This is a genomic window from Pseudomonas sp. NFPP28, assembly GCF_900115535.1.
Lineage (GTDB): Bacteria > Pseudomonadota > Gammaproteobacteria > Pseudomonadales > Pseudomonadaceae > Aquipseudomonas > Aquipseudomonas extremorientalis.
This window is the reverse complement of the sequence record NZ_FOWT01000008.1, coordinates 103,864-121,991: the sequence shown is the minus strand read 5'-3', so window position 1 is coordinate 121,991 and position 18,128 is coordinate 103,864. Positions and strand designations below refer to the sequence as shown.

The following is an 18,128-nucleotide window of genomic DNA, read 5'->3' as shown; positions in this document are numbered from 1 at the left end:
GCTTGCGTCGTGAACGCGCCAAGGACATGTGCCTGAGCGTCAAGGGCTTATTCCAAAAACGACAGTCACCATTCCATATCGGTATTAAATCAATATATTTCAAGCTGTTAGGCTTTCCGGTTCGCAATCGCAGGCTCGCGCGATTGGCTGCCTTCTCAACGGAGCTTCAATGAATCTGCCCCTGATTCTCAACTTACTGGTGTTCGTGGCCCTGCTGCTGGGCCTGGCACAAACCCGTCGCACAAACTGGAGCCTCGCCAAGAAGGTGCTGTTTGCCCTTGTACTCGGCGTGGTGTTCGGCACCGTGCTGCACACGGTCTACGGTGACGGCAACCCGGTACTCAAGGCCTCCATCGGCTGGTTCGACCTGGTCGGCAACGGTTATGTGCAACTGCTGCAAATGATCGTGATCCCGCTGGTATTCGCGTCGATCCTCAGCGCCGTGGCACGCCTGCACAACGCCTCGTCCCTGGGCAAGATCAGCTTCCTGACCATCGGCACACTGCTGTTCACCACCGCGATTGCGGCGCTGATCGGCATCGCCCTGACCAACCTGTTCGGCCTCACCGCCGAAGGCCTGGTGGCCGGCACCCAGGAAATGGCGCGCCTGCAAGTGATCCAGAGCGATTACGCGGGCAAGGTCGCCGACCTGAATATCCCGCAACTGCTGCTGTCGTTCGTGCCGGCCAACCCGTTCGCCGACCTGGCCCGGGCCAAGCCGACCTCGATCATCAGCGTGGTGATTTTCGCCGCATTCCTGGGGGTTGCCGCGCTGCAACTGCTCAAGGATGACGTGGAAAAGGGCCAGAAAGTCCTCAACGCCATCGACACCCTGCAAGCCTGGGTGATGCGCCTGGTGCGCCTGGTGATGAAGCTGACGCCGTATGGCGTATTGGCGCTGATGACCAAAGTGGTCGCCGGCTCCAACCTGCAAGACATCATCAAGCTCGGCAGTTTCGTGGTGGTGTCGTACCTGGCCCTGGGACTGATGTTCGTGGTGCACGGCCTGCTGCTGTCCCTGGCCGGGATCAACCCGCTGCGCTTCTTCCGCAAGGTGTGGCCGGTGCTGACCTTTGCCTTCACCAGCCGCTCCAGCGCGGCGGCGATCCCGCTGAGCATTGAAGCGCAGACCCGTCGCCTGGGCATCCCGCAATCCATTGCTGGGTTTGCCGCCTCGTTCGGCGCGACCATCGGCCAGAACGGTTGCGCCGGCCTCTACCCGGCGATGTTGGCGGTGATGGTCGCGCCGACCGTGGGCATCAACCCGCTGGACCCGCTGTGGATCGCGACCCTGGTGGCGATTGTGACCTTGAGCTCGGCCGGTGTGGCCGGCGTGGGCGGCGGTGCGACCTTCGCCGCCCTGATCGTGCTGCCGGCCATGGGCTTGCCGGTGTCACTGGTGGCGCTGCTGATTTCCGTAGAGCCACTGATCGACATGGGCCGTACGGCGCTGAACGTAAATGGCTCGATGACGGCCGGTGCGATCACCAGCCAGGTCATGGGGCAGACGGATAAGGCGCTGTTGAATGCCGATGAGCATGCGGAATTAGCGCAAGCCTGATAGATAGCAATCGGGGGCAAGCCCCCTCCCACACTTGAAGGTCAAGATGTGGGAGGGGGCTTGCCCCCGATGCTTTTAGGCTTTTTCCCAGACTTCAAAGTTGTAAGCAGGCTTATCACCTTCAGCTGGATTCTCCAGATTGGAAACCAACTTCCACTGGCCCCGATCAAACTCCGGAAACCAGGCATCCCCCTCCGGGCTCAACGCCACCCGCGTCAAATACAGGCGATCCGCCTGCTCCAGCCCCTGCGCATACAACTGCGCGCCGCCGATCAGCATCAGCTCGTCAACGCCTTGCGCCGTTGCCCATTCCTCAGCGCGCTCCACCGCGGCCTCCAGAGACGGAAAAACTTCCGCACCTTCCAGCGCCAGATCGGTCTGACGGCTGACCACGATGTTCAAGCGCCCCGGCAACGGTCGGCCCAGGGAGTCCCAGGTCTTGCGCCCCATGATGATCGGCTTGCCGAGCGTGGTGGCCTTGAAATATTTGAAATCCCCCGGCAAATGCCAGGGCATGCTGTTGTCGACGCCGATCACACGGTTTTCACCGAGGGCTGCGATCAGGCTTAAAGGGAGAGTTTTTTTCATGGCGACGAGAATACCAGAGCCCCGAGCCAGGGGTTATGCTCCAGGCTCACAAACACGACAGGACAACGCGTGACTCCTTTGCACACACTCTGGCTGACAGAAACCGTGCGCCTGCGCGAAGAACACGCCGGCCCCCTGGAAGACCTGGAAGCCAACCGCCTGGCCCGGACCGCCGGTGGCGACCTGCCGACGCGCATCCAGCACCGCGCCCTGCACCTGGCCGAGCGCGATGGGCTCACGACCGCCCTCACCCGCTGGGTGCAAGGCGCACGTCTGGCGCTGGTGCTGCTGGCGGTCGTCGCGGTGATCAGCGGTGCGGGCCTGGCCTTTGCCGCGCTGGGCAACGGTCTGGTCCCGGTGAATGTGTTCTGGGCCTTGGGCAGCTTGCTCGGCTTGAACCTGATCCTGCTGATCAGTTGGGCCTTGGGCCTGCTGTTTGCCGGTGAACACAGCGCCAGCCTGGGGCGACTGTGGTTATGGCTCAGCGAAAAACTCGCCCGTGACGCGAAGGCTGCGCAGCTGGCGCCCGCACTGCTGCTATTGCTGCAACGCCAGAAACTCAATCGCTGGGCCGTAGGTGTGCTGGTCAATAGCCTGTGGTTGCTGGCGTTGCTCAGCGCCCTGGTGATTCTGCTGACACTACTCGCCACCCGCCGCTACGGCTTCGTGTGGGAAACCACCATTCTCGGCGCCGACACCTTCGTCGCCGTCACCCAGGCCCTCGGCGCCCTGCCCGCCCTGCTGGGCTTCAATGTGCCGACCGTCGAGATGATCCGCGCCAGCGGCGATTCCGCGCTGAATATCGAAAGCGCCCGCCAGGCCTGGGCCGCATGGCTGGTGGGCGTGCTGCTGGTCTATGGCCTGTTGCCCCGCTTGATCCTTGCCCTGCTCTGCCTGTGGCGCTGGAAACGTGGGCGCGCCGCGCTGCGCCTGGACCTCAACCTGCCCGGCTACAGCCAATTGCGCGAACGTCTGATGCCGAGCAGCGAGCGCCTCGGGGTCAACGATGCCGCCCCCGAACAACTGCATCACGTCAGCGGCGGCGTCAGCGAACTGCAAAGCGACGGCGCGCTGCTGGTGGCCATCGAACTGGACGACCAGCGCCCCTGGCCGCCCAAACTGCCGCACAACGTGAAGAACGCCGGGATCCTCGACAGCCGCGAATCGCGCAACAAACTGCTGGAACAACTCACGCGCTTCCCGCCCGCACGTCTGGCCATCGCCTGCGACCCGCGCCGCTCGCCGGATCGCGGCAGCCTGGCGCTGATCGCCGAACTCGCCCGCAGCGCCACCGCCACCCGCGTGTGGCTGCTACAAGCGCCGCCCGGCCAGGCCCTCGACGCCGAGCGCCTGGGCGACTGGCACACCGCGCTGCAACAGCTTGAATTGCCCTTTGCCGACTGCGCACCGCTGAACTGGCTGGAGACCGGTCATGACTAAGCCCCTGAAACTCGCCGTGGTCGGCCACACCAATGTCGGCAAGACGTCGCTGCTGCGCACCCTTACGCGAGATGTGGGCTTCGGCGAAGTGTCCCATCGTCCCAGTACCACACGGCATGTTGAAGGCGCACGCTTGTCGGTGGACGGCGAAGCCCTGCTGGAGCTGTACGACACCCCCGGCCTGGAAGACGCCATCGCCCTGCTCGATTACCTGGAGCGCCTGGATCGCCCCGGCGAACGCCTCGACGGCCCGGCCCGCCTGGCGCGGTTCCTGGAAGGCAGCGAAGCGCGCCAGCGTTTCGAACAGGAAGCCAAGGTGCTGCGCCAACTGCTGGCCTCCGACGCCGGCCTGTATGTGATCGACGCCCGCGAGCCGGTACTGGCCAAATACCGCGACGAGCTGCAAGTGCTGGCCAGTTGCGGCAAGCCGTTGCTGCCGGTGCTCAACTTTGTCAGCAGCAGCGACCACCGCGAGCCGGACTGGCGCGAAGCCCTGGCTCGGCTTGGCCTGCACGCGCTGGTGCGCTTCGACAGCGTGGCACCGCCGGAAGACGGCGAGCGGCGCCTGTATGAAAGCCTCGCCCTGCTGCTGGAAAACGCACGGCCGCAATTGGAACGGCTGATCCTGGATCAAGGGGCGCAGCGCCAGGCCCGCCAGCAAAGCGCCGCCCGGCTGATCGCCGAACTGCTGATCGACTGCGCCGCCTGCCGCCGTAGCGTGGTCACCGAAGATGAACAACACGCCATCGGCGACCTGCGCAAAGCCGTGCGCCAACGCGAACAAAAGTGTGTGGAAGCGCTGCTCAAGCTGTTCGGCTTCCGCCCGCAGGATGCCGCCGCCAGTGACTTGCCGCTGCTGGACGGGCGCTGGGGCGACGACCTGTTCAACCCGGAAACTCTCAAGCAACTCGGCGTGCGCGTCGGTGGCGGAATCGCCGCAGGCGCAGCGGCGGGTGCCGGTGTGGATCTGTTGGTCGGCGGCCTGACCTTGGGCGCCGCCGCCCTGGCCGGCGCCATTGCCGGTGGCGCGCTGCAAACCGCACGCAGCTATGGCAGCCGGCTGCTGGGCAAGATCAAAGGCCAGCGCGAGCTGACCGTGGACGACAGCGTATTGCGCCTGCTCGCTCTGCGCCAACGCCAGTTGCTCAAGGCCCTGGACCTGCGCGGCCATGCGGCGATGCACAGCATCAAGGTCGACACGCCCCAGGACAAGACCTGGCGCGAGGGCAAGTTGCCGGATGCATTGCACAAAGCCCGCGCCCACCCGCAGTGGTCGTCGCTCAACCCTCACCCCAAGCTCAGCCAGGCCGAGCGCCAGGAACAGATCGAAGCACTGGCCCGGCGCCTCGACGAAACCTAAGCCGCCAGCACCTGCCGCGCCTTGGCCTTGAGCACCTCGAGGTCGAGCACCGGCACGTGCATTGCCTTGGCCTGCTCGTCCCAATGACGCATGCGCAGGCTGATCTCGCAGAGCGGATCTTGTTCAAACGCCTGCGCCTCTTCCTGAGTCATTACACCGCCCTGGTACCCGAGCGTACGGCGGCTGGCTTCGCTCAGGCGGGCGTAATAACCCGGCTGGCTGAAGGTCAGGTAGCGCTTGGCTTGCACGTGATACTCCACCAGTTTGGCCATGCGCTCGCTGAAGCCTGCACGACGCAAGTAATCGGCGCCGAGCTGCTCATGACTGACCACGCCATAGCCGCCCATGTTTTCGCCGCCATCGCCGCACAAGTGCCCGATATCGTGGAAAAACGCCGCCAGCACCACTTCATCATCGAAGCCTTCGGCCATGGCCAACTGTGCGGCCTGGGACATGTGCTCGATCTGCGACACCGGCTCGCCGATGTAATCCGCCGTGCCGTGCTGTTCGTACAAGCCGAAGACTTCGGCGATGGTCTGTTCCGGGTTGATCACGCCGCCCCCCACAGGGTTGTGATATTTCGCTCAGCCATTGCCGGCCCCACGCTCATGCCCACACCGGTGTGCATCAACGCCGCGCTCACACCCGGCGCCGCCCGCAGGAACGAAAACGGCGCCGGCCCGCGTGAGCCGTACACGCCCTGCCAGCGCTCCACGACCTGGATCTTGCAGCCCAGGGTCTGCTCGGCCAGCGCGATCATCCAGTCATCGACCCGCTCGGCATTGAACGGCGATGCATCGCTGCCGTAGTCATGGGAGTCACCGATGATCAGTTCGCCATGGGGCGTCGGGCTGATCAGCAAATGGATACCGTGCTCATGCAGGTGCGGTGCCTCCCGCAGGATTTGCGCCTGCACCGGCGCGGCTTCCGGCAGGTCGGCAAAGGCACCGTAATGCACGCAGCTCAAGCCGGTGAGCAACGCGTGTTGCAGGTTCAGGTTCACCGCTGGCCGCGCGCGCAGCATTTGCAGGCGGCAGATGCTCGGGTTGAGTTCGGCCATCGCTTCGGCCAGCAGGGTCTGGTAGTCGTGGCCGGAGCACACGATGATCTGTTCAGCGCGAAAGCTGCCTGCCGTGCTGTGCAACTGGCCCGGTTCGACGTCGCGCACCAGAGTAGAGAAGTAGAACTGCACCTTCAGCTCTTGCGCCAGGTAGTTGATCAGCGCCGGGATCGCTTCGCGCGAATAGAGTTGCTGATCGTCCTTGCCATGCAACGCAGCGCGGTGATGGCGGAACTGGCCGCCGTACAGGTCCTTCATCGCTGCGCCTTGCAGCAGGTCGACGTTGTAGCCGTGTTCCTGCGCACGGCCAGCGCAGAACGCTTCCAACAGACGCTCTTCGGCTTCGGTGCGGGCGAACAGGTAGGCGCCGTTGCGCTTGAGTTGCAGCCCGGCGACCTGCGCCCAATGGCCCCAGATCTCACGGCTTTCGCGTGCCAGGTCGAGCATCGGCCCCGGTGGTTGGCCGGTCACCAGCGCCTGGCCGAAGTTGCGCACCGAAGCGCCCAAGGGCGTGGCGCTGCGTTCGAACACCTTGACCTTGAGGCCGCGTTTGGCGGCGGCGTAGGCGTGGGACAGGCCGAGGATGCCGGCACCGATGATCAGCAGGTCGCTGTGGTGTGTCATATCGTGATGTCCTGTTTTGCAGACCGCCATCGGGGGCAAGCCCCCTCCCACAGTTCGATTAGTGTGGGAGGGGGCTTGCCCCCGATGAGGCCAGTAGCCCCAACGAAAAACCTTACTGCCCTGCCACTTTCTCCGACTTGCCGTCATAGCGCTTGCGCCACTCGGTCAAGATGCTGTCGCGGTTCTTCGACGCCCAGGCAAAGTCGTTCTTGATCAAACGCTGCTCGTAGTCGGCCGGCAATTCGGTCTGCGGCTTGGCGATACCCGGCTGGGCGAGCACGGCAAAGTTGTCCTTGTACAGCTCCATGGCCGCCGGGCTGGCGGAGAAGTCGGCGAGCTTCTGCGCGGCGTCCTTGTGCGCGGTGCCTTTGATCACCGCGGTGGCTTCGATATCCCAGCCCAGGCCTTCCTTCGGCAGGATGATGTCCAACGGCGCGCCCTGGCGTTTCAGCTGTACCGCCGGGTATTCAAACGAAATGCCGATCGGGAATTCACCGGAAGCCGCCAGCTTGCACGGCTTGGACCCGGAGTGAACGTACTGACCGATGTTCTGGTGCAGGTCGTCCATGTACTGCCAGCCTTGCTTTTCGCCGAAGGTCTGCAGCCAGGCGCTGACGTCAAGGAAACCGGTGCCGGACGAGGCCGGGTTGGGCATGACGATCTTGCCCTTGTACTCAGGCTTGGTCAGGTCCTGCCAGCTCACCGGCTTGGTCAGGCCCTGTTTCTCGGCTTCAACGGTGTTGAAGCAGATGGTCGCCGCCCACACGTCCATGCCGACCCACGCCGGTGGGTTGGCGGCATCGCGATAGTTCTTGCCGATCTTGTCCAGGTCCTTGGGCGCGTAGTTGTCCAGCATGCCTTGCTGGTCGAGGATCGCCAGGCTGGAGGCGGCCAGGCCCCACACTGCGTCGGCTTGCGGGCGGTCTTTCTCGGCCAGCAGCTTGGCGGTGATGATGCCGGTGGAGTCACGCACCCATTTGATCTCGACGTCGGGGGTAGCCTGTTCGAAGGCCTTTTTGTAGGTCTTCAATTGCTCGGCTTCGAGGGCCGTGTACACGGTCAACTCGGTTTTTGCGGCAAAGGCATTCACGCTGAATGCCGTGAGTACCGCCGCGACCAGCGCCAGGGGCTTGAACATGGAACACCTCCTTCAGGATTATTGCCCGGGCGCGGTCTGGCGCCAGGCTTGGGAGCGGCGCAACGCGCCACGTGAAGCCCACGCCAGCAGCAGCGAAACGCCGGCCGAAGTGAACAGGATCAGGGTCGACATGGCCGCCGCACCGCCCACGTTGCCGGCGTCGTCCATGTTCAGCACGGCAACAGCGGCGAGGATGGTGTCGGGGCTGTAGAGGAAGATCGCGGCGGACACGGTGGTCATCGCCGACACAAACAGATAGCGCACGATGTCCAGCAGCGCCGGCAGGCAGATCGGCACCGTCACCTTCAAGTAATGCCGGTACAGCGGCGCCTTGAGGGACAGCGCGGCGGCTTCGAACTCGGCGTCGAGCTGGCGCAGTGCGGTGGTCGCGGTCATCTGTGCAGTGGTCAAATAATGCGCAATGGTGCACACCACCAGCAGGGTCATGGTTCCGTAGAACACATGCAGCGGATTGCCGTTGAGGTTGAAAAAGAACACGTAGCCCAGGCCCAGCACCAGGCCCGGCACGGCCATCGGCACGAAGCTGAGCATGCGCAGGGCCAGGTTGAGGCCCTTCTGGCCCTTGGTTTTTTCCATCAGGTAGGCGCCGGTGAAGATCAGCACGCTGCCGATCAACGCGGTGCACAGGGCCAGGGTCAGGCTGTTGCGGTAAGCCAGCCAACCGCCGCCGGCTGTGTCCTCGAACTGGTAATGGTTGAGGGACAGCGACAGGTTGTACGGCCAGAATTTCACCAGCGAGGAATACACCGCCATGCCAAACACCAACAGCAATACCGCGCAGATCAGCAGCACGATGGCCAGGTAGCAGGCGTCTCGCAAGGCCGATGGCACCGGTTGAAATACTTGCGCACGGCCGCTCATGGAGTCGCCGTGACGGCGGCGCAGCCAGGCATCCACCCCAAAGCTGAACAACGCCGGCAACAGCAACACCATGCCGATCAGCGCACCGCGCCCGAACTGCTGCTGGCCGACCACCGCCTTGTAGGCCTCCAGGGCCAGCACCTGATAATCGCCACCCACCACCACGGGCACACCGAAGTCGGTGATGGTCAGGGTGAACACCAGGCAAAACGCGGCGAACACCGCCTGGCGCGTGGCCGGCCAGGTGATGCTGCGAAACGCCCGGGCCGGGCTGGCGCCCATGCTGGAGGCGGCATCGAACAGGCGTGCATCCGCCAGGGACAGCGCCGACAGCAGAATCATCAAGGCATGTGGGAAGGTGTAGATCACCTCCCCCAGCACAATGCCCCAGAAACCGTAGATGTTCTCCGAAAGCAGCCCGCGCAGCATGCCCTGGTTGCCAAACAGATAGACCAGCGCAATGCCCGGCAGCATCGACGGCGCCATCAGCGGCAGCAGTGACATACCGCGCCAGATCGCCTTGCCGGGAATCAAGGTGCGTTGCAGGGCGTAGGCAAACAGGTAGGCCAGCGGTACGACGATGGCCGCCACGCTCAGGGACACTTTCAGGCTATTGCCCAGCAGCCAATGGAAGTTGGCGCTGGTCACCAGCTCCCGCGCCGCCACCAGGCCACCGCCCTGCCCGGCCTCGCTGCTGAAACCGCGCCAGAAGATCGCCAGCAACGGCATCAATACAGCGATACCCAACAGCAACAGCCACAGCAGTTTACCGCCGACGACGAAAATTCTGTCGCCGGTTTCGGCGCGGGAAACCTGGCGTGGCAGTGTCATCACAGCAGCCATCTCAGGCAAACACCTGCAGGCTGCGCGGCGGCAAGGCCACCCAGATGTGCTGTGCCCCCAGGCGCGGCATGGCTTCCGGGGCCAGTTCGGCGAGCAGCGGGTGGCCGGGCAATTGCTCCAGCTCAAAGCTCATGCGGCAGCGGTTGCCAAGGAAGGTGATCTCGCGCACCTTGGCCGGGAACAGGTTTTCTTCATGCACCGGCGGGTTGACGCTGATCGCCTCCGGGCGACAGAACAGGCGCCCGGACTTGGCCATGCCGGCATCGTCGGCCAGGCGCATGTTCATCCCGCCGACCTGGGCGTGACTGGCACTGTTGCGGCTGAACGGCAGCCAATTGCCCTGGCCGACAAACTCCGCCACGAACGGCGTGGCCGGACGGTCGTAGATCTCCTGGGGCGTGGCGTATTGCTCGACCTTGCCGTTGTTCATCACGGCGATGCGGTCGGCCATCAGCATCGCTTCATCCTGATTGTGGGTGACCATCAGCGTGGTAATGCCCAGGCGCCGTTGCAGTTGGCGCAGCTCGGTACACAGATGCTCACGCACGCGGGCGTCGAGGGCCGACATCGGTTCATCCAGCAACAACAACGAAGGCGCGGGCGCCAAGGCACGGGCCAAAGCGACGCGTTGCTGCTGGCCGCCGGACAGCTGACCGGGGTATTTCTTTTCGCTACCGACCAGGCCGACCAGTTCGAGCATCTGGCCGACGCGCTGGCGCACTTCATCGCGACCACTGCCGGTGAGGCCGTAGCCGATGTTCGCTTCAACGGTGAGGTTGGGAAACAACGCGTAGGACTGGAACAGGATGCCGTAGTCCCGCGCCTGGGGCGGCAGCAGGGAAACATCGCGGTTGCCCAGGTAAAGCTCGCCGCTGTCCTGGCGTTCCAGGCCGGCGATACAGCGCAGCAAGGTGGTCTTGCCGCAACCGGACGGGCCCAGCAGGCACACCAACTCGCCAGCGGCGACGTCCAGGGACACGTTATCCAGCGCGGTAAACGCACCGAAGCGTTTCTGGATACCCCGCACCTTCATGGGCGCGCCGGGTTGGGTCAGGGCTGTGTTCATGCAAGGCACCTCATCGAACGGATGAAGGCCATGCTAGGGGGGCAATGCGTCCCTGGTGTGGCAGAAAGGCAAAACCCGGTGATAGTGGTATTCGTGGATTTGGGTAGGGCTCTCAGCGGTGAGTTGCCTGGTCTATCGCTATCGGGGGCAAGCCCCCTCCCACATTCCGAGCGTGTGAACCCGAAACGTGTGGGAGGGGGCTTGCCCCCGATTGGCCCTCAAGGCGATCACCACGCTTCAGAGCGGCGACATTTCCTGCGCCAACCCCAGAAAAGCCGCCGGCAGGCGAGCACTTTTCCGTTCTTTGAGGCAGTACAGATACTCCGGAATCTGCGGCGCGTTCTCGATGGTCAGCACGCGCAATTGCGGGTCATGGGGCACTTCCTGGCGGGCAATGATGCTGATGCCGATGTTGCGCAGCACCGCTTCACGAATCGACTCGCGGCTGCCGATTTCCAGCAGCGGTCCGAAGCTCACACCTGCGCTCTGCAACAGTTCTTCGGTCAAACGTCGCGTGGTAGAGCCCGCTTCACGCATCAACAGCGTGTGCCCGGCCAACGCGTTGAGCGGCACATGGTCGAGCTTGGCCAACGGATGGTTGCGGTGCACCGCCAGCACCAACGGGTCGGTGCCCAGTACGCGGCGAATCAGGCGTGGGTCTTCCAGCAATTGCGAGGAGGCGGCAACGTCGACGCGGTAATCGTCCAGCGCTTCGAGCACCTGCTGGGAGTTGCCGATTTCCACCGACACTTCCACCTGCGGCAGGCGTTCGCGAAAGGCTTTGACCAGGTCGAGGATGTAGTACGGCGCCGTCGCGGCAATCCTCAGTGCGCCCTGGACCTGGCCGTTGTTGCGCAGGAAAAACTCGATATCCGCTTCCTGCTGCAACAGCGCCTTGACCATCGGCAGCAGCCGCGCGCCCTCGTCGCTGACGGTGAGGCGACGCCCGCCACGGTAGAACAATTCAATGCCGTATTGGCTTTCCAGATTGCGGATCTGGGTGGTGACCGTGGGTTGGCTCAGGCCGAGTTTTTTCGCCGCCTGGGTAATGCTGCCCAGGCGGGCGACCATATAAAACGCCTTCAACTCGGCACTCAGCACACCACCCTCTCATCGTCTATTTGCGCAACAGGCGCAGGCCGTTGAACACCACCAGCAAGCTCACGCCCATGTCGGCGAACACCGCCATCCACATCGTGGCCATGCCCAGGAAGGTGACCGCGAGGAAGATCGCCTTGATCACCAGCGCCAGGGCGATGTTCTGCTTGAGGATACTCGACGTTTGCCGCGACAGACGAATGAAAGCCGGAATCTTGCGCAGGTCATCGTCCATCAAGGCCACATCAGCAGTCTCGATAGCCGTGTCGGTACCCGCTGCAGCCATGGCAAAGCCGATCTCGGCGCGGGCCAGGGCCGGGGCGTCGTTGATGCCGTCGCCGACCATGCCCACGCGGTGGCCTTGGCCGTAGAGGGTTTCGATGGCTTGCAGCTTGTCGGTCGGCAACAGGTCGCCCTGGGCCTGGTCGATACCAACCTGCGCGGCAATCGCCTGGGCGGTGTGGGTGTTGTCACCGGTAAGCATCAAAGTCTTGATGCCCAGTTCGTGCAACTGCTGGATGGCTTCGCGGCTGCTGTCCTTGACCGTGTCGGCCACGGCGAACAGCGCCAGTGGGCCGGACTTGTCGAGCAGCAGCACCACGGACTTACCTTGTTTCTCCAGGGCGAAGAGTTTTTCTTCCAGCGCCGGCGAGCACAGGCCCAGGTCTTCCACCAGGCGGTGGTTGCCCAAATGGTAGGTTTCGCCGTTGATCTCGCCGCGCACGCCGCGACCGGCCAGGGCGGCAAAGTTATCCACAACGTGGGTAGGCAGATTTTTATCCACAGCCGCATTGGCGATCGCCAGCGACACCGGGTGATCGGAACGCCCAGCCAGGCTGGCGGCCAATGCCGGTGCGCTGTCTTCGACGTTGGGGAATAGCGCCAGGTAATCGGTTTGCACCGGTTTACCGTGGGTAATGGTGCCGGTCTTGTCGAGAGCCAGGTAATCGAGCTTGTAACCGCCCTCCAGGTACACGCCGCCCTTGATCAGGATGCCTTTGCGCGCTGCCGCCGCGAGGCCGCTGACGATAGTCACCGGGGTGGAAATCACCAGTGCACACGGGCAGGCGACCACCAGCAGCACCAGGGCGCGGTAGATCCAGTCGAACCAGGCGCCGGCCATGAACAACGGCGGGATCACCGCCACGCCCAGGGCAAACAGGAACACCGCCGGGGTGTAGATTTTCGAGAAGCTGTCGACGAAGCGCTGGGTCGGTGCCCGTGCGCCCTGGGCCTGCTCCACCGCGTGAATGATGCGCGCCAGGGTGGAGTTGTTGGCGGCGGCAGTGACTTTATATTCCAGGGAGCCAGCCTGGTTGATGGTGCCGGCGAAGACTTTGTCGCCCACGGTCTTTTCAATCGGCAGGCTTTCACCAGTGATCGGCGCCTGGTCGATGGTGGATTGGCCAGCGGTGACTTCGCCGTCCAGGCCGATGCGCTCGCCAGGCTTTACCCGCACGATGGCGCCAAGATCGATACTCTTGACCTCTTGCTCAGCCCACGAACCATCAGCCTGTTGCACGGTGGCCTGCTCGGGCGTCATCTGCATCAAGCCGCTGATGGCATTGCGCGCACGGTCCAGGGATTTGGCTTCGATCAACTCGGCCACGGTGAACAGGAACATCACCATCGCCGCTTCCGGCCACTGGCCGATCAGGATCGCACCGGTTACCGCGATGCTCATCAGGGCATTGATGTTCAGGTTGAGGTTTTTCAGGGCAATCCAGCCCTTCTTATAGGTGGTGAGCCCGCCACTGAGGATCGACACCAGCGCGACGATGGCAATCACCCAGGTCGGCGCGGCGCTGGTGGAGTGCAGCACTTCGGCGCCCAACGCGCCGATGCCGGACAACGCCAGCGGCCACCAGTGTTTCTTGGCGGGCGGTTCGGCGGCGGGTGTGCCTTCTTCGATGGGATCGGCCTGCATGCCCAGGGACTTGATGGCGTCAATGATCGGCGCCGTCGTCGGCAGGTCGTGGGTGACACCGAGGATGCGGTTGATCAGGTTGAATTCCAGTTGCTGCACACCCGCAAGCTTGCCCAGTTTGTTCTGGATCAGCGTCTGCTCGGTGGGGCAGTCCATGGCTTCGATGCGAAAGGTGCTCAGCCGCGAGCCGGCGGTGGGCGCTTCGCTCAATTGCACCAACGCCGGGGCCGGGGTGCCGGAACAGCAGGAGCCACCGTGGCCATGGTCATGCACGGGCGTGAGTTTTTTCGGGCCATGATCGTGATCATGCTCGTGTTTATGCGGGGTGTGGATGGAATCGCTCATTCTGTCGCGTCCGTAAAGGTGCCTGTTGCCAAGTAAAGACCCTGTAGCCACTATAGGGTCAAGCACCCATTTGGAGATTGTTGCGATGAAGATCGGCGAACTGGCCAAACTGACCGACTGCCCGGTGGAAACCATCCGTTACTACGAGAAGGAAGGCCTGCTGCCGCCGCCGGCGCGCACCGATGCCAACTACCGCGTATACACCCAGGCACACACCGAGCGGTTGGTGTTTATCCGCAATTGCCGCAGCCTGGACATGACCCTGGAAGAAATCCGCAGCCTGCTGGGGCTACGGGACAGCCCCCAGGACCAGTGCGAAAGCGTGAATGCGCTGATCGACGAGCATATCCACCACGTGAAAGCGCGGATCGATGGGCTGTTGGCGTTGCAGGAGCAATTGCTGGACCTGCGCCAGCGCTGTGGTGGCGGGGATCACTGTGGGATTTTGCAGCAACTGGAGGTCAGCGGAGGTGTTGCCGCCAGCGAGGCCGAGCCCTCACATGTGGGCAGAAGCCACGGCCATTAACTCAAGGCAACACGGTTCCAATGTGGGAGGGGGCTTGCCCCGATGGGGAGTTTCAGCCACCCAATACTTGGCTGATCCACCGCTATCGGGGGCAAGCCCCCTCCCACACAAGCCCACACTTTAACACCAGGACAGTCGTTAGATGGCGACGTCAGCCTTGATGCTTGGGTCGGCGTCGTAGCCCACGATCTCGAAGTCTTCGAACTTATAGTCGTAGATCGACGCAGGTTTGCGCTTGATCACCAGTTCCGGCAGCTTCTTCGGCGTGCGCGCCAGCTGGGTGCGGATCTGGTCCATGTGGTTGCTGTAGGCGTGGGTGTCGCCGGTGGTGACGATGATCTCATGGGGGATCAGGTCGCACTGCTGGGCCAGCATATGGGTGAGCAAGGCCAGCGCGGCGGTGTTGTACGGCAGGCCGAGGAAGACGTCGGAGCTGCGGATATACAGCTGCATCGACAGGTGACCGTCATGCACGAACGCCTGGTACAGCAGGTGGCACGGTGGCAGGGCTTGTTTGCCGTTGCGGGCGTTTTCCTGGGGGCTCTTGGTTTCGTCCGGCAGGTACTCGACGTTCCAGCCGTGGAACAGGATGCGGCGGCTGTTGGGGTTGGTCTTGAGGGTGTGGACCATGTAGTCGATCTGGTTGATCGTGCCGCCGTCCTTGGTTGGCCAGGCGGTCCACTGTTCGCCGTACACCGGGCCCAGATCGCCGTCTTCGGTGGCCCATTCGTCCCAGATGCGCACGCCGTTTTCGTTCAGCCACTTGATGTTGGTGTTGCCGCTCAACATCCAGATCAGTTCATTGGCAATGCTTTTGAAGTGAAGCTTCTTGGTGGTCAGCAGCGGGAAGCCGTCGGCCAGGTTATGCCGATACTGACGGGCAAACACGGCTTTGGTGCCGGTACCGGTGCGATCGCCCTTGGTCAATCCATTGGTCACGACGTCGTTCAGTAGCTCGAGATATTGCTTCATGTTGGTACCCGTATCGTTGAAGCCCAGGCCAGATAAAGACCTGGGCATTCGAATTTAAAGCGCGGTGTTCTTCAGAGGTTGCGGGCGGTTGTACGCCCACCACAGCAGGCCCAGGCCACCGATGATCATCGGCAGGCTGAGGATCTGGCCCATGGTCACCCAACCGAACGCCAGGTAGCCCAGTTGCGCATCCGGCACACGCACGAACTCGACGATAAAGCGGAAGATCCCATAGAACAGCGCGAACATGCCGGAAACCGCCATGGTCGGGCGCGGTTTGCGCGAAAAGATGTACAGGATAAGGAACAGCGCCACGCCTTCCAACGCAAACTGGTAGAGCTGCGACGGGTGGCGCGGCAGTTGCGCCGGATCGCTGAACGGCGGGAACACCATGGCCCACGGCACGTCGGTCGGCTTGCCCCACAACTCGGCGTTGATGAAGTTGCCGATACGCCCGGCGCCCAGGCCGATCGGCACCATCGGCGCGACGAAGTCCATCAGTTGGAAGAACGACTTGCCGTTGCGGCGACCGAACCACCAGGCAGCGATCATCACACCGATAAAGCCGCCGTGGAACGCCATGCCGCCTTTCCATACTTCGAAGATCAATGTCGGGTTGGCGATGTACGCGGACAGATCATAGAACAGCACGTAGCCGAGTCGCCCGCCGACAATCACCCCCATCGACAGCCAGAAGACCATGTCGGAGAGTTTCTCCTTGGTCCAGGTCGGGTCGAACCGGTTCAGGCGTCGGGAGGCCAGAAACCAGGCACCGCCGATGCCGATCAGGTACATCAACCCGTACCAGTGGATTTTCAGCGGACCGATGGCCAGGGCCACCGGGTCGATCTGCGGGTAAGGCAGCATTGCGACTCCTCGTTAAATCATTCGTTAGGCGTGCGGACCATGCCGGGCCGCGATTAAGCCTGCATTACTCAAGTTTTTTCAAAGCAAAAAGTTCAAACCGACACAGAACAGCAACCCGGCGAACAACCGCTTGAGCAACCGCGGCGACAAGCGATGCGCCAGGCGTGCGCCGAAACGGGCGAACACCATGCTGGTCAGGGCAATGCCCAACAGCGCTGGCAAATACACGAACCCTAGACTATGAGCGGGCAACAGCGGGTCATGCCAGCCCAGAATCATGAAACTTAATGCACTGGCCACCGCAATCGGCAAGCCACAGGCCGATGAAGTGGCCACCGCCTGCTGCATCGGCACGCTGCGCCAGGTCAGGAACGGCACGGTCAGCGAACCGCCGCCAATTCCGAAAATCGCCGAGGCCCAGCCGATAAACGTCCCCGCCACGGTCAGGCCAACCTTGCCCGGCACCGTACGGCTGGCCTTGGGCTTGACCTCCAGGGCCAGCTGCACGGCCACCAGCAAGGCAAACACGCCAATGATCTTTTGCAGGTGCGGGCCGGAAATCGCCTCGGCAGTCAGCGCGCCAAAGCCGGCGCCAATCAGGATGCCCACGGTCATCCACACAAAGATCGGCCAACGCACCGCGCCCCGCCGGTGGTGTTCACGCACGGCATTCACCGAGGTAAAGATGATCGTCGCCAGGGAAGTACCCACCGCCAGGTGGGTAAGGACCTGCGGGTCAAACCCCTGCAAGGTGAAGCTGAACACCAGCACCGGCACGATGATGATCCCGCCGCCCACGCCGAACAGCCCGGCGAGCACGCCCGCACAGGCGCCGAGCAGCAAATACAGCAGAAATTCCATGGGAGCCCCCGAACCAAGTCCGGCATGTTAACGGATGGAAGGCATGCGACCCAACTGGATACGATGGAACGCCTCTGCTTGAGTGGGTAGAGTGGTTGAAAACACAAAAGGGATCGCCTGATGTGCCTGATTGTTTTTGCCTGGCGGCCGGGCCACGCCCAGCCGCTGATCGTCGCGGCCAACCGCGATGAGTTCTACGCCCGCCCCAGCCTGCCGCTGGCCCAGTGGCCGGATGCGCCACAGGTGTACGCCGGCCGTGACCAGGAAGCCGGTGGCACTTGGCTGGGCGTGAACGCCGACGGGCGCTTCGCTGCCCTGACCAATATCCGTGATCCTCATCAACCGCCGGCCCGTAAGTCACGGGGGGAATTAGTGGCGCGGTTTCTCAACGGTTCGCTGCCGATTGACGAATATTTAGCCGATGTTAACGGCCGTTCGATTGAATATGCCGGATTCAATCTGCTGGTGGGCACGCGGGATGAGCTGTGGCATTACAACGCCAACCATACCGAGCCCACGCGCCTGAAGGCCGGGGTGTATGGGCTATCCAACGCGGGGCTGGATACGCCGTGGCCCAAGTTGCTCAAGGCCAGGGCGGCGTTGAGCGCGCTGTTGGATGATCCGCAGCCGGAGGCACTGTTGGGGATTTTGAGTGATCCGCAGACAGCGCCGTTTGCCGATCTGCCAGATACAGGGGTGGGGTTGGCGACGGAAAGTTTATTGTCGAGCGTGTTTATCGCCAGCCCAAGTTATGGGACCAGGGCGAGTACGGCGTTGATCGTGAATGCGGATGGGTCGCGGCGGATGGTGGAGCGCAGTTTTGGGCCGCATGGTGGGCGGCTTGGCGAGGTTGAACTCAATATCTAGCCACACCACAAAACCAAATGTGGGAGGGGGCTTGCCCCCGATAGCGGTGTGTCAGCAACACATTTGCTGCTGACACTCCCTCATCGGGGGCAAGCCCCCTCCC

General features: G+C 63.1%; 16 protein-coding genes. 5 read left to right on the top strand and 11 right to left on the bottom strand.

Translation table 11 applies throughout. From position 1 onward, the window contains the following. Positions 1-169: 169 nt before the first annotated feature. Positions 170-1,561: an L-cystine transporter gene (locus tag BM110_RS20945; RefSeq protein ID WP_071490396.1), complete on the top strand. Its 1,392-nt coding sequence runs from the start codon at positions 170-172 to the stop codon at positions 1,559-1,561. Positions 1,562-1,636: 75 nt separating this feature from the next. Here BM110_RS20945 and BM110_RS20940 read toward each other — a convergent pair whose 3' ends face one another. Next, positions 1,637-2,149, bottom strand: coding sequence for a dihydrofolate reductase (locus BM110_RS20940; protein ID WP_093514107.1), 513 nt, complete (start codon positions 2,147-2,149; stop codon positions 1,637-1,639). A gap of 69 nt (positions 2,150-2,218) precedes the next feature. On the opposite strand from BM110_RS20940, the gene BM110_RS20935 reads away from it, so the two are divergent. Both BM110_RS20935 and BM110_RS20930 read left to right on the top strand, forming a co-directional pair. Beyond that, positions 2,219-3,589, top strand: coding sequence for a DUF2868 domain-containing protein (locus tag BM110_RS20935; protein WP_093514106.1), 1,371 nt, complete (start codon positions 2,219-2,221; stop codon positions 3,587-3,589). Beyond that, positions 3,582-4,949, top strand: coding sequence for a DUF3482 domain-containing protein (locus tag BM110_RS20930; protein WP_093120578.1), 1,368 nt, complete (start codon positions 3,582-3,584; stop codon positions 4,947-4,949). Before BM110_RS20935 ends, BM110_RS20930 begins: the two co-directional genes overlap by 8 nt. Here BM110_RS20930 and BM110_RS20925 read toward each other — a convergent pair. The 7 genes from BM110_RS20925 to BM110_RS20895 form a co-directional block, all read right to left on the bottom strand. After that, the gene (locus tag BM110_RS20925) at positions 4,946-5,500 is read right to left on the bottom strand and encodes a phosphonate degradation HD-domain oxygenase (protein WP_093514189.1); all 555 of its coding nucleotides are present in this window, start codon (positions 5,498-5,500) and stop codon (positions 4,946-4,948) included. The two genes, BM110_RS20930 and BM110_RS20925, sit on opposite strands and share 4 nt — an antisense overlap. After that, complete coding sequence (locus tag BM110_RS20920) at positions 5,500-6,633, bottom strand: TIGR03364 family FAD-dependent oxidoreductase (protein WP_093514105.1); 1,134 nt, start codon at positions 6,631-6,633, stop codon at positions 5,500-5,502. Before BM110_RS20920 ends, BM110_RS20925 begins: the two co-directional genes overlap by 1 nt. A 112-nt stretch (positions 6,634-6,745) precedes the next feature. After that, on the bottom strand, positions 6,746-7,771 hold the full coding sequence (locus BM110_RS20915; RefSeq protein WP_093514104.1) for a putative 2-aminoethylphosphonate ABC transporter substrate-binding protein: 1,026 nt from the start codon (positions 7,769-7,771) through the stop codon (positions 6,746-6,748). 18 nt (positions 7,772-7,789) lie between these two features. Continuing rightward, entirely contained in the window at positions 7,790-9,496 is a 1,707-nt protein-coding gene (locus tag BM110_RS20910; protein WP_092241887.1) for a putative 2-aminoethylphosphonate ABC transporter permease subunit, read from the bottom strand. 1 nt (position 9,497) lies between these two features. Continuing rightward, complete coding sequence (locus BM110_RS20905) at positions 9,498-10,562, bottom strand: putative 2-aminoethylphosphonate ABC transporter ATP-binding protein (protein ID WP_093514103.1); 1,065 nt, start codon at positions 10,560-10,562, stop codon at positions 9,498-9,500. Positions 10,563-10,799: 237 nt separating this feature from the next. Beyond that, the gene (locus BM110_RS20900) at positions 10,800-11,663 is read right to left on the bottom strand and encodes a LysR family transcriptional regulator (protein ID WP_071490404.1); all 864 of its coding nucleotides are present in this window, start codon (positions 11,661-11,663) and stop codon (positions 10,800-10,802) included. Positions 11,664-11,679: 16 nt separating this feature from the next. Beyond that, positions 11,680-13,932 carry a heavy metal translocating P-type ATPase gene (locus BM110_RS20895; protein WP_093514102.1) on the bottom strand — a complete coding sequence of 751 codons (2,253 nt, stop codon included), beginning with the start codon at positions 13,930-13,932 and terminating at the stop codon, positions 11,680-11,682. A gap of 85 nt (positions 13,933-14,017) precedes the next feature. Between BM110_RS20895 and cadR the strand changes: the two genes are divergently transcribed. Further along, entirely contained in the window at positions 14,018-14,458 is a 441-nt protein-coding gene (cadR, locus tag BM110_RS20890; RefSeq protein ID WP_092241870.1) for a Cd(II)/Pb(II)-responsive transcriptional regulator, read from the top strand. Positions 14,459-14,596: 138 nt separating this feature from the next. Here cadR and BM110_RS20885 read toward each other — a convergent pair whose 3' ends face one another. The 3 genes from BM110_RS20885 to BM110_RS20875 all read right to left on the bottom strand — a co-directional run bounded on the left by BM110_RS20885 (position 14,597) and on the right by BM110_RS20875 (position 17,158). Next, complete coding sequence (locus tag BM110_RS20885; protein ID WP_092241868.1) at positions 14,597-15,430, bottom strand: thymidylate synthase; 834 nt, start codon at positions 15,428-15,430, stop codon at positions 14,597-14,599. Positions 15,431-15,484: 54 nt separating this feature from the next. After that, positions 15,485-16,297, bottom strand: coding sequence for a prolipoprotein diacylglyceryl transferase (gene lgt, locus BM110_RS20880; protein WP_071490408.1), 813 nt, complete (start codon positions 16,295-16,297; stop codon positions 15,485-15,487). 78 nt (positions 16,298-16,375) lie between these two features. Further along, entirely contained in the window at positions 16,376-17,158 is a 783-nt protein-coding gene (locus tag BM110_RS20875) for a sulfite exporter TauE/SafE family protein (RefSeq protein ID WP_071490409.1), read from the bottom strand. A gap of 120 nt (positions 17,159-17,278) precedes the next feature. Here BM110_RS20875 and BM110_RS20870 point away from each other — a divergent pair, with 120 nt between their 5' ends. Beyond that, complete coding sequence (locus tag BM110_RS20870) at positions 17,279-18,025, top strand: NRDE family protein (RefSeq protein ID WP_092241863.1); 747 nt, start codon at positions 17,279-17,281, stop codon at positions 18,023-18,025. The last annotated feature ends 103 nt before the right edge of the window (positions 18,026-18,128 follow it).

Coding starts and splice junctions, on each gene's coding strand:
- BM110_RS20945 (WP_071490396.1), top strand. CDS start 170: ATGAATCTGCCCCTGATTCTCAACTTACTGGTGTTCGTGGCCCTGCTG.
- BM110_RS20940 (WP_093514107.1), bottom strand. CDS start 2,149: ATGAAAAAAACTCTCCCTTTAAGCCTGATCGCAGCCCTCGGTGAAAAC.
- BM110_RS20930 (WP_093120578.1), top strand. CDS start 3,582: ATGACTAAGCCCCTGAAACTCGCCGTGGTCGGCCACACCAATGTCGGC.
- BM110_RS20920 (WP_093514105.1), bottom strand. CDS start 6,633: ATGACACACCACAGCGACCTGCTGATCATCGGTGCCGGCATCCTCGGC.
- BM110_RS20915 (WP_093514104.1), bottom strand. CDS start 7,771: ATGTTCAAGCCCCTGGCGCTGGTCGCGGCGGTACTCACGGCATTCAGC.
- BM110_RS20910 (WP_092241887.1), bottom strand. CDS start 9,496: ATGGCTGCTGTGATGACACTGCCACGCCAGGTTTCCCGCGCCGAAACC.
- BM110_RS20905 (WP_093514103.1), bottom strand. CDS start 10,562: ATGAACACAGCCCTGACCCAACCCGGCGCGCCCATGAAGGTGCGGGGT.
- BM110_RS20895 (WP_093514102.1), bottom strand. CDS start 13,932: ATGAGCGATTCCATCCACACCCCGCATAAACACGAGCATGATCACGAT.
- cadR (WP_092241870.1), top strand. CDS start 14,018: ATGAAGATCGGCGAACTGGCCAAACTGACCGACTGCCCGGTGGAAACC.
- BM110_RS20885 (WP_092241868.1), bottom strand. CDS start 15,430: ATGAAGCAATATCTCGAGCTACTGAACGACGTCGTGACCAATGGATTG.
- lgt (WP_071490408.1), bottom strand. CDS start 16,297: ATGCTGCCTTACCCGCAGATCGACCCGGTGGCCCTGGCCATCGGTCCG.
- BM110_RS20875 (WP_071490409.1), bottom strand. CDS start 17,158: ATGGAATTTCTGCTGTATTTGCTGCTCGGCGCCTGTGCGGGCGTGCTC.
- BM110_RS20870 (WP_092241863.1), top strand. CDS start 17,279: ATGTGCCTGATTGTTTTTGCCTGGCGGCCGGGCCACGCCCAGCCGCTG.